Below are 15,064 nucleotides of genomic sequence, written 5' to 3' on the forward strand. Positions count from 1 at the left end.
CTGCGGACTCTCGGTCCGTCTGACTCGATGCCGTTGCGGGGTCAGTGCCCGACGTGCACGCCGCCGGGCTCTTCGGCCGGCTTCCGCACGAATGCGCTGAGCACGACGGCCCCGAGCGAGATGATCGCCGCGATGAGGAACGCCATGCGCGCTCCCGGCGCACCGGCGACCGCGGTCGACAGACCCTGCTCCTCGCCCGCGTGCAGGATGGACGAGTAGGTCACCGTCAGCAGCGCGACGCCCGCGGCGCCGCCGACCTGCTGCAGCGTGTTGAGCACGGCGGAACCGTGCGAGTACAGCGACCGGTCGAGCGATCCGAGCGATGCCGAGAACAGCGGGGTGAACGACATCGCGAGCCCGACCGACATCGCGGCCTGCACGAGGATGAGCACCCAGAACACAGTGTGCTCCCCGACCGTCGAGTAGAAGAACAGCGACGCCGAGACGAGGATCGTGCCGGGGATCAGCAGCGGACGGGTGCCCTTCGCGTCGTAGACGCGACCCATGATCGGGCCGAGCAGACCCATGAGCACGGACCCGGGCAGCAGCACGAGACCCGACTCGAGGGCGTTCAGCCCGGCCACGTTCTGCAGGTACTGCGGCAGGAGGGTCAACGTGCCGAACATCGACAGCGCGAGGATCGTCATGATGACGACCGAGAACGTGAAGTTCACGGAGCGGAACACGCGCAGGTCGAGAAGGGCGTCGTCGACGCGCTGCAGCACGAGCTGACGCCATACGAACGCCGCGAGCGCGATCGCGCCGCCCACGAGCGACACGATGCCCACGGTCTCGCCGGAGCCGCCGTGGCCGCCGAACTGGCTGAGGCCGAACACGATGCCGCCGAACCCCAGGGCCGCGAGCGGGATCGAGACGATGTCGAGCGGCACGACGCGCGTCTCGCCGAGGTTCGTCATCCACTTCGCACCCATGGCGAGCGAGACGATCGCGATCGGCAGGACGATCGCGAAGAGCGCACGCCAGTTGAGCGTCTCGAGCACGGCACCCGCCAGCGTCGGGCCGATCGCGGGCGCCAGGGAGATCACGAGGCCGACCCGGCCCATCATGCGTCCGCGGGACTGCGGCGGCACGACGTTCATGATGGTCGTCATGAGGAGCGGCATCATGATGCCGGTGCCGGCGGCCTGGATCACGCGCCCGAGCAGCAGCACCGTGAACCCGGGGGCGATCAGCGCGACGAGCGTGCCCAGCGAGAAGGCCGTCATGGCGGCGATGAACACCTGGCGGGTCGTGAAGCGCTGCAGGATGAAGCCGGTCGTCGGGATCACGACCGCCATGGTCAGCATGAACGCGCTCGTGAGCCACTGGCCCAGCTCCGGCGGGATGCCGAGGTCGGCGTTCAGGTGCGGGATCGCGATGCCCATGGTCGTCTCGTTGAGGATCGCGACGAACGCGGCGACGAGGAGCAGCCAGATGACGCGCATGTCGCTGCGCGCGATCCCGCCCGTGGAAGCGGCCGGGGGCGTGGTGATGGAACCGGTGTCGACGGCAGACATGCGGCGGCCTCCTAGGCGGCGGAGAGGGAGGATGCGCGAATGCGCGGGGACGTTTCAGAGTAACGGCGACCGGCGACATTTCATTCCGGATCCGGACGAATCCGCTCACAGCGGACGGTCAGGTTCGGCGAACCGGTCCCGATGTCGCCGCTGCTGACTACGCTGACGACATGAGCATGGGTGGGATGGGCGGGGGACGCGGCGGCGGTTTCCGCGGCGTCGACGAGGCGGCGCAGCGGAGGCTCAACGCCGAGGCTCCGCGCATCAACGGGCTCGGCGCCAGGGTCGTCGTGCTCTTCCGCCCCTATCGATGGCGCATCGCGCTCACCGGGGTGCTCGTGGTGGTGGGAGCGGCGATCGCCGTGGTCCCGCCTCTCCTCGTCCAGCGGATCTTCGACGATGCGCTGTTCCCGGTCGACGGCGGCGGACCGCAGGTGCAGCTGCTGCTGTGGCTCGTGCTCGCGATGATCGGGCTCTTCCTCTTCTCCGCCGCGCTGGGAGTCGCGCAGACGTGGCTCACCTCGACCGTCGGCAACAGCGTCACCGGCGATCTGCGCGTGCGGCTGTTCGAGCACCTGCAGGCGATGGAGCTCGGGTTCTTCACCCGCACGAAGACCGGCGTCATCCAGTCGCGTCTGCAGAACGACGTCGGCGGCGTCTCAGGCGTGCTCACCAACACCGTGACGAGCATCCTCGGCAACGTGGTGACCGTGATCGCCTCGCTCGTCGCGATGATCCTGATCGACTGGCGCCTCACGCTGATCGCGGTGTTCCTGATGCCGTTCCTCATCGTCGTGCAGCGGCGCGTCGGCCAGGTGCGGGCGCGCATCGCGGGGGAGACCCAGGAGTCGCTATCCGAACTCACGTCGATCACCCAGGAGACGCTGAGCGTGTCGGGCATGCTCCTGTCGAAGGCGTTCAACCGTCAGCGCACGGAGTCCGAGCGGTACCAGGCCGAGAACCGCAACCAGGTCGGCCTCCAGGTGCGCCGCGCGATGAGCGGTCAGGGTTTCTTCGCCGTGGTCCAGGTGCTCATGGCCAGCGTCCCCGCCGTGATCTACCTCGTGGCCGGCTACCTGATCGCGGGAGGCGCCGGTGCGATCACGGCCGGCACCATCGTGGCGTTCACCACCGTGCAGGCGCGCCTGCTGCAACCGCTCATGGGGCTCATGCGCGTGTCGCTCGACCTGCAGACCTCGTCGGCGCTCTTCGCGCGCATCTTCGAGTACCTCGACCTCGTCCCCGAGATCCGCGACGCCTCCGACGCGATCGACGTCGCGCAGGCACCCGGGCCCCGCGGGCGCATCGAGTTCGACCGGGTGGTCTTCCGGTATCCCGACGCCGCGGCCGACGCGCGACCGACGCTGCAGGGAGTGTCTTTCGTCGCGGAGCCGGGGCAGCATGTGGCGTTCGTCGGACCGTCGGGAGCGGGCAAGACGACCGTGCTGTACCTCGCCCCGCGCCTGTACGAGGCTCATGGCGGGGCCGTGCTGTTCGCGGGAGCCGACGTGCGCACGCTCACCCAGGAGTCGATCATCGACCAGGTGGGGATCGTCTCGCAGGAGACGTATCTGTTCCACGCCACGATCCGCGAGAACCTGCTGTACGCGAAACCCGACGCGACGGAGGCGGAGATGATCGCCGCGTGCACCGCTGCGAACATCCATCACATCATCGCGGGATTCGACGAGGGGTACGACACGATCGTCGGCGAACGCGGGTACCGGCTCTCCGGAGGGGAGAAGCAGCGGATCGCGATCGCGCGCGTGCTGTTGAAGGACCCGCCGGTCCTGCTGCTCGACGAGGCGACCTCGGCGCTCGACACCGTCTCGGAGCGCGTCGTGCAGGAGGCGCTCGACGAGGCTGCGAAGGGACGCACGACCCTCACGATCGCACACCGGCTCTCCACAGTGATGGGCGCCGACGTGATCCACGTGCTCGAGGCCGGGCAGATCGTGGAGTCCGGCACCCACGCCGAACTCCTCGCGCTCGGCGGGCTCTATGCCGAGCTCGCCGCACAGCAGGTCGCGGCGTCGCGGGTGCTCGACACGGAGGCCGAGATCGAGGATGAGGTGACGGGCGGAGCCGAGGCCGCGCTGGCCGAGCGCAGGGCCGATCGGGCGCCGGCGGACTCGGCGGGCGAGGATGCGGTCGCGACGCTCACCGCAGGGGTTCCGCTGCTCGACGCGCGCCGCGACGACGATCGGGTGTACCCGAGCGAGGGATGACCGTACCAGGCCGGGCGTCGGGTCAGTGCACCGAGAGGCCGCCGTCGACGAACAGCGAGTGACCGGTCACGTACGACGACCCCGGGCCCGCGAGGAACACGGCGGCAGCCGCGAAGTCCCCGGGCAGACCGTTGCGGCCGATCATGGTGCGCGCCGCCAGCGCGGCGATCTGCTCCGGGTCCTCCTGCAGGCGTGCGTTCAGCGGAGTGAGCACGAACCCCGGCACGAGCGTGTTGCTCGTCACACCGGCGCCGCCCCACGCCTCGGCCTCCGAGCGCATGAGCGATTCGACCGCGCCCTTCGAGGCGCCGTACACGCCGCTGGCAACGAACGCACGGTGGGCCTGCTGCGAGCTGATGTGGATGATCCGCCCGTGGCCTCGCTGCGCCATCCCCGTGCCGTACCGCTGACCGAGCAGGAACGGCGCGAGAGCGTTCACGGTCATGGTCGCGTCCCAGTCGTCCTCCGTGATGTCGGCGTAGGGCGGTCGGATGTTGATCCCCGCGGAGTTCACGAGGATGTCGGGCTCGCCGAACGGTTCGACCGCGGCATCCGCGAGAGCATGGATGCCGGCGCGCGACCCCAGGTCTCCCACCACGCCCGCGACGTCGGCCCCGGCATCCCGCAGGTCGCGCACGGTCGCCGCGATGCGTTCCTCGCCGCGCGCGACGATCACGGTCGACGCCCCCGCCCGCGCGAGCGCGCTCGCGATGCCACGGCCGATGCCCGAGCTGCCGCCGGTCACGATCGCCGTGCGGCCGCGGAGCGAGAACAGGTCGTCGAGATATTCGGTCATCGGTCTCCTCGGAGTCGGGTCACCAGGTCAGCGCGGCGGCCAGCGCGGGATCGGGCGCGGCGTCGGCGAACTCGGGGAGCGCTCGAAGCTCGGCCACGAACCCGTCGACGGCCGCGGCGTAGGCGGGATCGGGGTGTGTGCGTGCGATGTCGATCAGCGGCGGCACATCCATCGCCAGGATCAGGTCGAGGCGCGAGACGACGGCTGCGCGCGCACCGGCGTCGTGCAGGACGCGGATGCCGCCGCGCAGCGCCGCGAGGTAGTCGTGCAGCACCGGGAGCTGCGCCTTGCCCTGCGTGATCGACGTCCCGTCGGCGCGCAGCCGCCAGCGCACGACGACATCGGGGATCACGTCGAACGACCGCGCACGGGTGTACAGGAGCTGGGCGACGATCTGATCTTCGTAGGCGACGCCCTCGGGGAAGCGCAGGTCGGACCACAGCGCGGTGCGGCTGATCTTCGACCAGGCGACGATGTTCGCGCTCGCCGCGGGGTGAGCGAAGATGTCGGTCGCTCGGCGCTCGGGATCGGTCGCCGTCGACACCCAGGGCTGCACGCGTCCGGCGATGTAGCGCTCTCCGTCGAAGCGCGAGCGCACGTACGCCCCGGCGGCGAGGTCGCTCCCGGTCTCCGCGAGCGTGCCCGTCAGTCGTTCCAGGGCGTGCCGTGCGAGCTCGTCGTCTCCGTCGAGGAAGCCCACGAGGTCGGTGTCGACGACGTCGAGGGCGGCGTTGCGGGCGGCGCCCAGCCCGCGCGACGCCTCATGGGTGAGCACCCGGAAGCGCGGGTCGTCCCGAGCCGCATCGGCGAACACGGCACCCGTGTCGTCGCTCGACCCGTCGTCGACGAGCACAGCCCGCCACCGGGTCTCGGTCTGCGCGCGGAGCGAATCCAGCGCGGCCGGAGCGAACGCGGCGATGTCGCGGCCGGGGACGATCACGGTCACGATCGGGGCGGATGCGGTCACCACCAGAGTCTATGGCGCTGATCGGGCGGGTCTCCGCTCAGGCGCCCGAGGCCGCACGCACCGCCTCGGCGACCATCACGGCGAGCTGTTCGGGCGCATCCGGGGGCAGCGGATCTCGGCCGAAGGTGAATCGTACCGCGGTCGTGGCGACATCGGGATCGATGCCGCACGCGAGCAGCACGTGCGAGGGTTCGCCGCTGTCAGCGGCGCAGGCCGAGCCGCTCGACGACACGACGCCGCGACGTTCCAGTTCCAGCAGCACGGTCTCGCCGTTCACCCCGGCGAACGTGAAGCTCGCGGAGGCGGGCAGACGCCGGTGGAGGTCGCCCGTGATGGCGGCGTTCGGGACGGCGGCGAGCACGCGCGACATGAATCGTGCGGTCGCGGAGCCGACGTGCGCGCGGACGGCGTCCTGCTCCGCCGACGCCAGGTCGAGCGCGGTCGCGAGCGCGACCGCGCCGGCGACGTTCTCGGTGCCGGAGCGGCGGCCCCGCTCCTGGCCGCCGCCGTGCAGGAGCGGCTCGAGCGGGATGCGTCCGCGCACCGCCAGCACGCCGATGCCCTTCGGCGCCCCGATCTTGTGCCCCGCGAGGGTGAGGGCGTCGGCTCCGAGCCCGTCGAGCGGCAGCCAGCCGGCGGACTGCACGGCATCGACGTGCAGCGGCACACCGGCCTCGTGGGCGACCGCCGCGAGCGCCTCGACGTCCTGCACCGTGCCGATCTCGTTGTTCGCGTGCCCGATCGACACGACCGAGGTGTCGTCTCGCAACGTCGAGCGCAGATCGTCGGCGCTGATGCGGCCCACGCCGTCGACGGGCAGCCGCGTCACGTGGATGCTGTGGAAGCGCCGGAGGTGGTCGGCCGGTTCGAGAACGGACTCGTGCTCGATCGGGGAGACCACGACGTGACGCCGGCCGCGCGCGAGAGCCGCCAGCGCGATCCCCTTGATCGCGAGGTTGTTCGCCTCGGTGCCGCCTCCCGTGAAGACGATGTCGCCGGTGCGGAAGCCCAGCCGTCGCGCGATACGGGTACGGGCGTCCTCGAGCGCCTCCGCGGCCGCCTCTCCGACCGTGTGATGGCTCGACGGGTTGCCGAACACCCCGGAGAGGTAGGGGAGCATGGCGTCGCGCACTTCCGCGCGGAGCGGCGATGTGGCGGCGTGGTCGAGGTACAGCATCCGGTCAGTCGATCCGCACGTCCAGCCCGAGGTCGAGCGCCCGCGCCGAATGGGTCAGTGCGCCGACCGAGATGACGTCGACCCCGGTCGCCGCGATCGCCGCGACCGAGTCGAGGTCGACGCCGCCGGAGGCCTCCACCTGCGCACGCCCGTCGATCAGCGCGACCCCCGCGCGCAGGTCGTCGAGGGAGAAGTTGTCGAGCAGCACGGTGTGCGCGCCCCCGTCGAGCACCGCGTCGATCTGATCGAGCCGGTCGACCTCGACCACGACGTGCGCGGTGTGCGGCAGGTCGCGGAACGCCGCGCGCAGCGCCGTCGCGAGATCCTGCCCGGAGCGCTGCAGCACGGCGAGGTGGTTGTCCTTCGCCATCACGGCGTCGGACAGCGAGTGCCGGTGGTTGTGCCCGCCGCCCGAGCGCACGGCGTGGCGCTCGACCGCCCGCAGACCCGGGGTGGTCTTGCGGGTGTCGGCGATGCGCGCCGAGGTTCCCTCGACGGCACGCACGTAGGCGGCGGTGACGGTCGCGATGCCGCTCATGCGCTGGGTGAAGTTCAGGGCGACGCGCTCGGCCGTGAGGATGCCGCGTGCGCTGCCCGACACGGATGCGATGACGTCGCCCGGTGCGAAGTCGTCGCCGTCTCCGACGTGCAGGTCGACGACGATGGTCGGGTCGGTGAGAGCGAACGCCGCGGCGAAGACCTCTCCGCCACTGAACACGCCGCGCTCCCGCGCGACGAGGTCGGCCGTGGCGGTCGCATCGGCGGGGATCAGGGCGGTGCTCGTGAGATCGCCCCAGGGGGCGTCCTCGTCGAGCGCGGCGCCGACGACGCGGGTGATCTGGGTGGGGGTGAGCATCAGACGGTCTCCAGGAGAGAGGCGGCGACGGGCGTGTCGACCGGTTCGCGGTAGTGGGCGCCGATCGGGTCGGTGCGAGAGAGGGCGGCGGATGCCGTCGCCTCGGCGACGAGCAGCAGAGCGGCGTCTTCGTGTTCGGCGACGGTCTGCGGCTCGCGGGCCTCCGCGATCCACGCGCGCACGGCCGCACGGGCGCGCTGCAGTCCGGTGTCGGTGCGGAGGAGGCCGACCTCGTCCCACATCAGCTGCTGCAGCGCTGGCCGCGTGAACGGCGACCGCGCGCGTTCGGTGCCGGCGTCGGGGGCAGCTGCAGGCATCGGCGCGTCCACGACGCGCCACGGCCGGTCCAGCGCGGCCGCGGCCCTGGCCCCGAACACGGCTCCCTCCAGGAGCGAGTTGGAAGCGAGCCGGTTCGCACCGTGCACCCCGGTGCGCGCGACCTCCCCCACCGCGAAGAGACCGGGGATCGTCGTGCGGCCGTCGAGATCGGTGACCACGCCTCCCATGAGGTAGTGCGCGGCCGGTGTCACCGGGATCGGCTCGCGCGCCCAGTCGAGTCCGCGCTCGCGCGTGACGCGATCGATGGTCGGGAACCGGCGTGCCAGCTTCCCGGCGCCGAGGGCGGTGGCGTCGAGCCGCACCGGTGAACCCTGAGCCGATGCCCGACGGGCGATCGCCCGCGCGACCACGTCGCGGGGCGCGAGTTCGCCGTCGGGGTGGGTGTCGAAGACGAAGCGGCGGCCGTGATCGTCGATCAGGGTCGCGCCCTCCCCGCGCACGGCCTCCGAGACGAGGAAAGGCGCGCCGACGGCGAGCACGGTCGGATGGAACTGCACGAACTCGAGGTCGGCGACCGCGGCGCCTGCGCGCAGGGCCGCGGCGATGCCGTCGCCGGTCGCGCCGGCCGGGTTCGTGGTGTGCGCGTAGAGCTGACCGGCGCCGCCCGTGGCCAGGACGACGGCATCCGCGTCGAGATCGCCGATCAGTCCGTCGCGGAGCACGCGGATGCCGTGCACCCGCCGCGCGAGCGGGCTCGCTGTCACCCTCAGGTCGACGAGAAGCGCATGCTCCATGACCTCGATGCCGGCGGAGCGCACCGCCTCGACGAGTGCTCGGGCGATCTCGGCTCCCGTGGCGTCACCGCCTGCGTGCACGATGCGGGCATGACTGTGCGCGGCCTCGCGGCCGAGCAGCAGGCGTCCGTCGGGGCCGCGGTCGAACGCGACGCCGCGGGAGATCAACTCGGCGATCCGCTCACCGGCGTCCCGCACGAGCACGTCGACGGCCGCCGGATCCGACAGTCCCGCTCCCGCGTCGAGCGTGTCCGCGGCGTGGTGGTCGATCGAGTCGCCCGGGCCGTACACGCCCGCGACGCCGCCCTGCGCGAGCGGTGTGCAGCCCTCGCCGAGACGCCCCTTCGTGACGAGCACGACGTCGTGGCCGCGCTCGTGGGCGTGCAGGGCGGCGGTGAGCCCGGCGATGCCCGAGCCGACCACGATCACGGTCATCGCGCGCTCGCCGCCACGGGCGGCTTCGCCGCCAGCATCCGCTCCAGGGCGACGCGCGCAGGGTCCGCGACGTCCCCGGCCACGGTGATGCGGTTGGGCGTGCGCCCGGCGACGAGCTCCTCGAGCACCCAGGCCAGGTATCCGGGGTGGATGCGGTACATGGTCGAGCAGGGGCACACGACGGGGTCGAGGCAGAAGATCTCGTGCTGGGGGAACTGGGCGGCCAGTCGGCGCACGAGGTTGATCTCGGTGCCCACGGCGAACGTCGACGGCTCGGTGGCCGCGGCGATGGCCCGTCGGATGTAGTCGGTCGATCCGGCCTCGTCGGCGGCGTCGACGACGTCCATGGGGCACTCGGGGTGCACGATCACGCGCACGCCCGCGTGTTCGGCCCGCGCCTTGTCGATCTGCGCGACCGTGAACCGGCGGTGCACCGAGCAGAAGCCGTGCCAGAGGATCACGCGGGAGCCCTCGAGCTCGTCGACGCTCGATCCGCCGAAAGGCTTACGCGGATTCCACATCGGCATCTGGTCGAGGGGGACACCCATCGCCTTCGCGGTGTTGCGTCCCAGGTGCTGATCGGGGAAGAACAGCACGCGACGTCCGCGCTCGAACGCCCACTCGAGCACGGTCTCGGCGTTCGACGAGGTGCAGACGATGCCGCCGTGACGTCCGACGAATCCCTTGATCGCCGCGGACGAGTTCATATACGTCACGGGGATGACGGGCACCCGGCCTTCGTCGTCCTGGGCGTCGAGGTCGCCGAACACCTCGGCCAGCTGCTCCCAGCAGTCCTCGACCTGATCGATGTCGGCCATGTCGGCCATCGAGCAGCCGGCGGCGAGGTTCGGCAGGATCACGGCCTGGTCGGGCTGCGAGAGCAGATCGGCCGTCTCCGCCATGAAGTGCACGCCGCAGAACACGATCGCCTCGGCGTCCGTGCGGCCCTTCGCGGCTGTCGCCAGCTGGAACGAGTCGCCCACGTAGTCGGCGTGCCGCACGACCTCCTCGCGCTGGTAGAAGTGGCCCAGCACCACGACGCGATCTCCCAGCGTCGCCTTGGCCGTGCGGATGCGGTCGTGGAGTTCGTCCTCGTCGGCGTCGCGGTACTCGGCGGGGAGTTCGCCCTGGCGGGGCGCGCCGGTGGGGATGACGTCGCCCATCGACGAGCCGGGACCGTATCCGGGACGGGTGTCGAAGTCCCACGGGCCCACCGCGAGATCGGTCGTGCACGTCTCCTCGGTCGAGGCCCCGGTCACGATCGCCCGGATCGCGTGGTCGACCGATGCGTCGAGGGGCGGCACGGACGGGGTCGGGACGAAGGTGATGCTCATCGGATGCTCGTTTCCTCGGGGCCGAGCGGGCCGTGGTCGGCCAGCTCCAGATCGGTGTCGTAGCGGTACAGGCGGGCGGGGCGGTGGCTTCCGGTGCGGAAGCGCTCGGTGGGCAGCAGGGTGCCGGTCGACTCGACCTGCCGCCGGAAGTTGGCGGGGTCGAGCGCGCGCCCGAGGATCGCCTGGTAGGCCTCGCGGAGCTCCGCGAGCGTGAACTCGGCGGGGAGGAAGCCGTGCGCGACCCGGCTGTAGCCGACCTTGCTGCGCAGGCGCCACAGCGCGTAGTCGACGATCTTGTCGTGATCGAAGGCGAGGGTGGGGAGGTCGGCGATGTCGAACCACGCCACGTTCTCGGGGGCGCGACCGGATGCCCGGTGCGCGGCGCTCTGCGCATCCACGTCGTCCTGCCGCAGCAGCGCCCAGTAGACGATCGAGACCACGCGCGTGGGGGAGCGGTCGACGGCTCCGAACGCATACAGCTGCTCGAGGTAGCTCGGGGTGAGGCCGGTGGTCTCGGCGAGCGTGCGCGCGGCGGCGTCGACGGGCGACTCGGCGGTGGTGAGCCAGCCGCCGGGAAGCGCCCATTGGCCTTCGAACGGCTCGCGGGTGCGTCGCACCAGCGGCAGCGACAGCACCTGATCGCCGCTCGCGGTGCGACGCAGAGTGAGGATGACCGTCGACACGGCCACATCGATGTCGCGACTTTGAGTCATGAAAACCTTAACCTCCTTCGACCGATCTTAGTGTCACCCCGACCCTTAGTGCGAGCATGTGACGTCGATGCCGCGTCGAGTCCGAAACGTTATGTACGGGCGGCGGGAACCCTTGTCCCCTGGAATCGGGTTTGTTAGGTTACTGTCCTAACAAACCCCTAACCGGGGGCTTGCCCGAGAACCCCGCCCGGGGATCCGTCTCCATCCCGGAGAATCCCTCCTGCAGTGCAGCACCGAGAGGAATTACAGAATGATCCGTAACGGAAAGCGCAAGATCGCGCTCACCGCTGTGGCGGGGGCCTCAGTCCTCGCCCTGGGCCTCACGGCCTGTGGCGCCGGCGGCAGCGAGGGAGGCGGAGCCGACGGCGACCGTGCCCTTCGCGTCTGGGCCGGCAGTCAGACGCCCATCACCGCGAACTACAACCCGTTCGCGCCCACCGTCCTGCACGGTGCCCTCGGCCCGATCTACGAGCCGCTGTTCTTCTTCAACAAGACCGCCGACACCGAGCCCGAAGGCCTGATCGGCGACACCTACGAGTACAACGAGGACGGCACGGTGATCACGGTCACCATCAAGCCCGATCTCAAGTGGAGCGACGGCGAGCCGCTCACGGCCGCCGACGTCGCGTTCTCGTTCAACTACGAGGCCAACAACCCCGAGGGCAACGGCCTCGTCTCGGCCGAGGCGACCGACGACACGACCGTCGTCCTCACGTACTCGACCGCGCAGTACACGACCGAGTTCCAGCGGCTCGGCTCGACGTACATCCTCCCCGAGCACATCTGGGCCGACGTCGACGACTACGCGAACTTCGCCAACGAGGACCCGGTGGGATCCGGCGCGTACGTGGTCGACAAGACCACGAGCGAGTCGTACACCCTGGTCGCGAACGAGAACTTCCGCGACGCGGACGAGCTCGGCGTCAAGAAGGTGCAGTACATCGCGGTCGACAACAACCAGACCGCGCAGGACCTCCTCGCCGCCGGCAAGCTCGACTGGACCGGCATGTTCATCCCGAACCCCGACGACGTCACCGCCAACGGCGCGATCTCCTGGGTCAACACCCCTCAGGACCCGACGGTCCTGTACACCTGCTCCAACGCCGACCTCGGCTGCACCGGACCGCAGACCGAGGTCGCCGTGCGCCAGGCGCTCAACGCAGCGATCGACCGCGGCACGATCAAGGACAAGGCGTTCGTCGGCCTCACGGGCGACATCTCGCCGACCTACGCGCTGCTCCCACGCGACGAGAAGTGGGTCGCCGACCCCGCCAACGAGGTCAGCCCGCAGGAGGCGAACGCCGATGAGGCGGGCTCCATCCTGGAGGCCGCCGGCTACACCAAGGGCTCGGACGGCATCTACGAGAAGGACGGCCAGAAGGTCGAGATGACCCTCACCTCGGTCGACGGCTGGACCGACTACAACGACGCCGCCAAGCTGATCGCCGAGCAGGCCGAGGCCGCAGGCATCAAGATCAATGCCTCGACCGTGCAGTGGCAGGAGTTCTCCGACTCGCGTCAGAGCGGTGACTTCCAGCTCATCGTCGGCGGCATGATCGGCACCTCGGTCGCCGACCCGTTCCAGATCTACCGCGACTGGTTCGGCGGCACGACCGTCGGCTCCACCGGTCCGGTGGGAGCAGAGGTCCCGACCGGTCGCTGGAACTTCAGCCGGTACGACAACCCGGTCGTCGACGAGGCCGTGCAGGCCGCGATCAGCACGAACGACGAGGCCACCAAGAAGGAGCTGTACGGCACGATCCAGACCGAGATCGTCCGCGACCTGCCCTACATCCCGCTGGTGATCAACGCCACGCAGACCTTCTACAACACGAAGGACTACACCGGCTGGCCGACGGAGGACGACATGTACGCGTTCCCGCCGTCCTGGGGAGCGATCGCGGCAGGCTACATCCTGACGCACCTCCAGCCGGCAGAGTAAGCGCACCGTGATCGGGGAAGCAGGAAGTCGAAGAAGACCGTCATGAAGTTCTATGCACGAAGGATAGGGTTCTACGCGTTCACGCTGTGGGCCGCTATCTCGATCAACTTCCTGCTTCCCCGCATGATGCCGGGCAATCCCGCCGACATCATGATCGCCAAGATGCAGCGCGCGGGCGGAGAGGTCTCCGAGACCACCATCCGCAACATCAAGCTGCTGCTCGGCGGAGACGACTCCTCCCTCTGGGAGCAGTACCTCTCCTACTGGGGGCGGATGTTCCAGGGCGACCTGGGCATCTCCGTCACCAAGTTCCCGACACCCGTGACCGAGCTCATCGGCCAGGCGCTGCCGTGGACGCTGATCCTCGTCGGCACCGCCACCGTGATCTCCTTCATCCTGGGTGTCGTGCTCGGCGCCTGGGCCGGGTGGAAGCGCGGCACCTGGGTCGACCACATCATCCCGGCCACCACCGTGCTGCAGTCGATCCCGTACTTCTGGATGGCCCTGATCCTCGTCGCGGTGTTCGCGGTCGGTCTCGGGTGGTTCCCGATCTTCGGCGGCTACGACGTCTTCGACTTCCCCGACGGCCCCGAGCCGACGTGGGCGTTCTTCTCGAACGCGGTGTCGCATGCGATCCTCCCCGCCCTCACGATCGTCGTGAGCTCGGTCGGCGGATGGCTGTTCGGCATGCGCAACATGATGGTCCAGACGATGTCGGAGGACTACGTGCTCACGGCCGAGGCCAAGGGCCTGCGTCCTCGCCGCATCATGACGACGTATGCCGCTCGCAACGCGGCCATCCCGTCGATCGCCGGGTTCTCCATCACGCTCGGCTTCGTCGTCGCCGGCTCCATCGTCATGGAGCAGGTGTTCACCTACCCCGGCATCGGCAAGCTCATGTTCCAGGCGGTGACGAACAACGACTACGCGCTCATGCAGGGTCTGTTCCTCGTCATCACCATCACGGTGCTCGCCGCCAACTTCTTCATGGACCTGATCTACGGATTCATCGACCCGAGGGCGCGCCAGAATGTCTGACACCAAGCTCACCCCGATGCAGATCGTCAAGGAGCATCCGACCGACGAGCCGGCGACGACCGTCGCGATCGCGACGCGGAAGCCGAAGAAGGGCCGAGGGCTCATGCCCACCCGGTCGCCGAAGTTCGTCGTCGGACTGATCCTCGTGCTCTCGATCGTGCTGTTCGCGATCATCGCACCGATGTTCACGCAGAACCCGCGCAGCACCGACAACGCGGCCCTGCAGCCGCCGTCGGCCGAGCACTGGCTCGGCACCACGAAGCTCGGCAACGACATGCTGGCCCAGCTCGCGATCGGCGCGCAGGGCTCACTGCTGGTCGGCCTCGTCGCGGGTGGCATCGCGATCGTGCTGTCGCTCGTGTTCGGCGTCCTCGCCGGGTACCTCGGCGGATGGCGTGAGGATGCGCTCGCGCTGCTCACGAACGTGATGATCGTGATCCCGGGTCTGCCGCTCGTCATGGTGATCGCCTCGTTCGTCCCGCAGCGCAGCTGGCAGCTCGTCGCCTTCGTGCTCGGCATCACGTCCTGGGCCGGAGCCGCGTACGTCCTGCGACTGCAGACGCGGTCGCTCCGCACGCGCGACTACGTCTACGCCTCGAAGGTCGCGGGTGAGCGCTCGTTCCGCGTCATCCTCGTCGAGATCATGCCGAACCTGCTGCCGCTGCTGACCGCGCAGTTCCTGTTCGCGATCATCTTCGCGATCCTCGGCGAAGCCGGTCTCTCGTACCTGGGCCTCGGCCCGAACTCCTCGATCACGTGGGGCAGCATCCTCAACGATGCCCAGTCCGGCCAGGCTCTCGGTCGGGGAGCGTGGTGGTGGTTCGTGCCACCGGGGGTCATGATCGCTGTCCTCGGCGCCGGCCTCGCCCTCATCAACTTCGCGATCGACGAGGTCATCAACCCGAAGCTGCGCAACGCGCCGGATGCCGCGCGTCGCGTACGCAAGGCCGCCAAGACGAAGGGGGTCGCCGCGTGAGCGCTCCGGAAG

At 70.0% G+C, this 15,064-nt stretch carries 12 protein-coding genes; 4 read left to right on the plus strand and 8 right to left on the minus strand.

Annotated features, from left to right (window positions below; translation table 11 throughout):
* Positions 1-41: 41 nt before the first annotated feature.
* The gene (locus ACIPYT_RS09985) at positions 42-1,517 is read right to left on the minus strand and encodes an MDR family MFS transporter (protein WP_401073158.1); all 1,476 of its coding nucleotides are present in this window, start codon (positions 1,515-1,517) and stop codon (positions 42-44) included.
* A gap of 176 nt (positions 1,518-1,693) precedes the next feature.
* Here ACIPYT_RS09985 and ACIPYT_RS09990 point away from each other — a divergent pair, with 176 nt between their 5' ends.
* Positions 1,694-3,745, plus strand: a complete 2,052-nt coding sequence (locus ACIPYT_RS09990) for an ABC transporter ATP-binding protein (RefSeq protein ID WP_401074800.1) — start codon at positions 1,694-1,696, stop codon at positions 3,743-3,745.
* 22 nt (positions 3,746-3,767) lie between these two features.
* On the opposite strand, the gene ACIPYT_RS09995 is transcribed toward ACIPYT_RS09990, so the two are convergent.
* The 7 genes from ACIPYT_RS09995 to ACIPYT_RS10025 are packed head-to-tail and all read right to left on the minus strand — an operon-like array spanning position 3,768 to position 11,096.
* Positions 3,768-4,541 carry an SDR family NAD(P)-dependent oxidoreductase gene (locus ACIPYT_RS09995; protein WP_401073161.1) on the minus strand — a complete coding sequence of 258 codons (774 nt, stop codon included), beginning with the start codon at positions 4,539-4,541 and terminating at the stop codon, positions 3,768-3,770.
* A gap of 19 nt (positions 4,542-4,560) precedes the next feature.
* Positions 4,561-5,508, minus strand: a complete 948-nt coding sequence (locus ACIPYT_RS10000) for a glycosyltransferase family 2 protein (protein WP_401073164.1) — start codon at positions 5,506-5,508, stop codon at positions 4,561-4,563.
* Positions 5,509-5,545: 37 nt separating this feature from the next.
* On the minus strand, positions 5,546-6,685 hold the full coding sequence (locus ACIPYT_RS10005) for a cysteine desulfurase family protein (protein WP_401073167.1): 1,140 nt from the start codon (positions 6,683-6,685) through the stop codon (positions 5,546-5,548).
* Positions 6,686-6,689: 4 nt separating this feature from the next.
* Positions 6,690-7,541 (minus strand): carboxylating nicotinate-nucleotide diphosphorylase, encoded by an 852-nt coding sequence (gene nadC, locus ACIPYT_RS10010; RefSeq protein ID WP_401073169.1) that lies wholly within the window; start codon positions 7,539-7,541, stop codon positions 6,690-6,692.
* Positions 7,541-9,049, minus strand: a complete 1,509-nt coding sequence (nadB, locus tag ACIPYT_RS10015) for an L-aspartate oxidase (RefSeq protein ID WP_401073172.1) — start codon at positions 9,047-9,049, stop codon at positions 7,541-7,543. Before nadB ends, nadC begins: the two co-directional genes overlap by 1 nt.
* Positions 9,046-10,383: a quinolinate synthase NadA gene (gene nadA / locus ACIPYT_RS10020; protein WP_401073175.1), complete on the minus strand. Its 1,338-nt coding sequence runs from the start codon at positions 10,381-10,383 to the stop codon at positions 9,046-9,048. The genes nadB and nadA overlap by 4 nt, the downstream gene beginning before the upstream one ends.
* Positions 10,380-11,096 (minus strand): NUDIX hydrolase, encoded by a 717-nt coding sequence (locus tag ACIPYT_RS10025; protein WP_401073178.1) that lies wholly within the window; start codon positions 11,094-11,096, stop codon positions 10,380-10,382. The genes nadA and ACIPYT_RS10025 overlap by 4 nt, the downstream gene beginning before the upstream one ends.
* 250 nt (positions 11,097-11,346) lie before the next feature.
* Between ACIPYT_RS10025 and ACIPYT_RS10030 the strand changes: the two genes are divergently transcribed.
* The 3 genes from ACIPYT_RS10030 to ACIPYT_RS10040 are packed head-to-tail and all read left to right on the plus strand — an operon-like array spanning position 11,347 to position 15,052.
* Positions 11,347-13,038 carry an ABC transporter substrate-binding protein gene (locus ACIPYT_RS10030; RefSeq protein ID WP_401073180.1) on the plus strand — a complete coding sequence of 564 codons (1,692 nt, stop codon included), beginning with the start codon at positions 11,347-11,349 and terminating at the stop codon, positions 13,036-13,038.
* 42 nt (positions 13,039-13,080) lie between these two features.
* A complete protein-coding gene (locus tag ACIPYT_RS10035; RefSeq protein WP_401073183.1) occupies positions 13,081-14,076 on the plus strand; it encodes an ABC transporter permease in 996 nt (331 codons plus the stop codon).
* Positions 14,069-15,052, plus strand: coding sequence for an ABC transporter permease (locus ACIPYT_RS10040; protein ID WP_401073186.1), 984 nt, complete (start codon positions 14,069-14,071; stop codon positions 15,050-15,052). The genes ACIPYT_RS10035 and ACIPYT_RS10040 overlap by 8 nt, the downstream gene beginning before the upstream one ends.
* The last annotated feature ends 12 nt before the right edge of the window (positions 15,053-15,064 follow it).

Origin of the sequence: Microbacterium sp. NPDC089695 (assembly GCF_044749085.1) — a bacterium.
In the GTDB taxonomy this organism is placed as follows: Bacteria; Actinomycetota; Actinomycetes; order Actinomycetales; family Microbacteriaceae; genus Microbacterium.

Excerpts from the sequence above, each read along its gene's own strand:
- ACIPYT_RS09985 (WP_401073158.1), bottom strand. The coding sequence starts at position 1,517 with ATGTCTGCCGTCGACACCGGTTCCATCACCACGCCCCCGGCCGCTTCC.
- ACIPYT_RS09990 (WP_401074800.1), top strand. The coding sequence starts at position 1,694 with ATGGGTGGGATGGGCGGGGGACGCGGCGGCGGTTTCCGCGGCGTCGAC.
- ACIPYT_RS09995 (WP_401073161.1), bottom strand. The coding sequence starts at position 4,541 with ATGACCGAATATCTCGACGACCTGTTCTCGCTCCGCGGCCGCACGGCG.
- ACIPYT_RS10005 (WP_401073167.1), bottom strand. The coding sequence starts at position 6,685 with ATGCTGTACCTCGACCACGCCGCCACATCGCCGCTCCGCGCGGAAGTG.
- nadC (WP_401073169.1), bottom strand. The coding sequence starts at position 7,541 with ATGCTCACCCCCACCCAGATCACCCGCGTCGTCGGCGCCGCGCTCGAC.
- nadB (WP_401073172.1), bottom strand. The coding sequence starts at position 9,049 with ATGACCGTGATCGTGGTCGGCTCGGGCATCGCCGGGCTCACCGCCGCC.
- nadA (WP_401073175.1), bottom strand. The coding sequence starts at position 10,383 with ATGAGCATCACCTTCGTCCCGACCCCGTCCGTGCCGCCCCTCGACGCA.
- ACIPYT_RS10025 (WP_401073178.1), bottom strand. The coding sequence starts at position 11,096 with ATGACTCAAAGTCGCGACATCGATGTGGCCGTGTCGACGGTCATCCTC.
- ACIPYT_RS10030 (WP_401073180.1), top strand. The coding sequence starts at position 11,347 with ATGATCCGTAACGGAAAGCGCAAGATCGCGCTCACCGCTGTGGCGGGG.
- ACIPYT_RS10035 (WP_401073183.1), top strand. The coding sequence starts at position 13,081 with ATGAAGTTCTATGCACGAAGGATAGGGTTCTACGCGTTCACGCTGTGG.
- ACIPYT_RS10040 (WP_401073186.1), top strand. The coding sequence starts at position 14,069 with ATGTCTGACACCAAGCTCACCCCGATGCAGATCGTCAAGGAGCATCCG.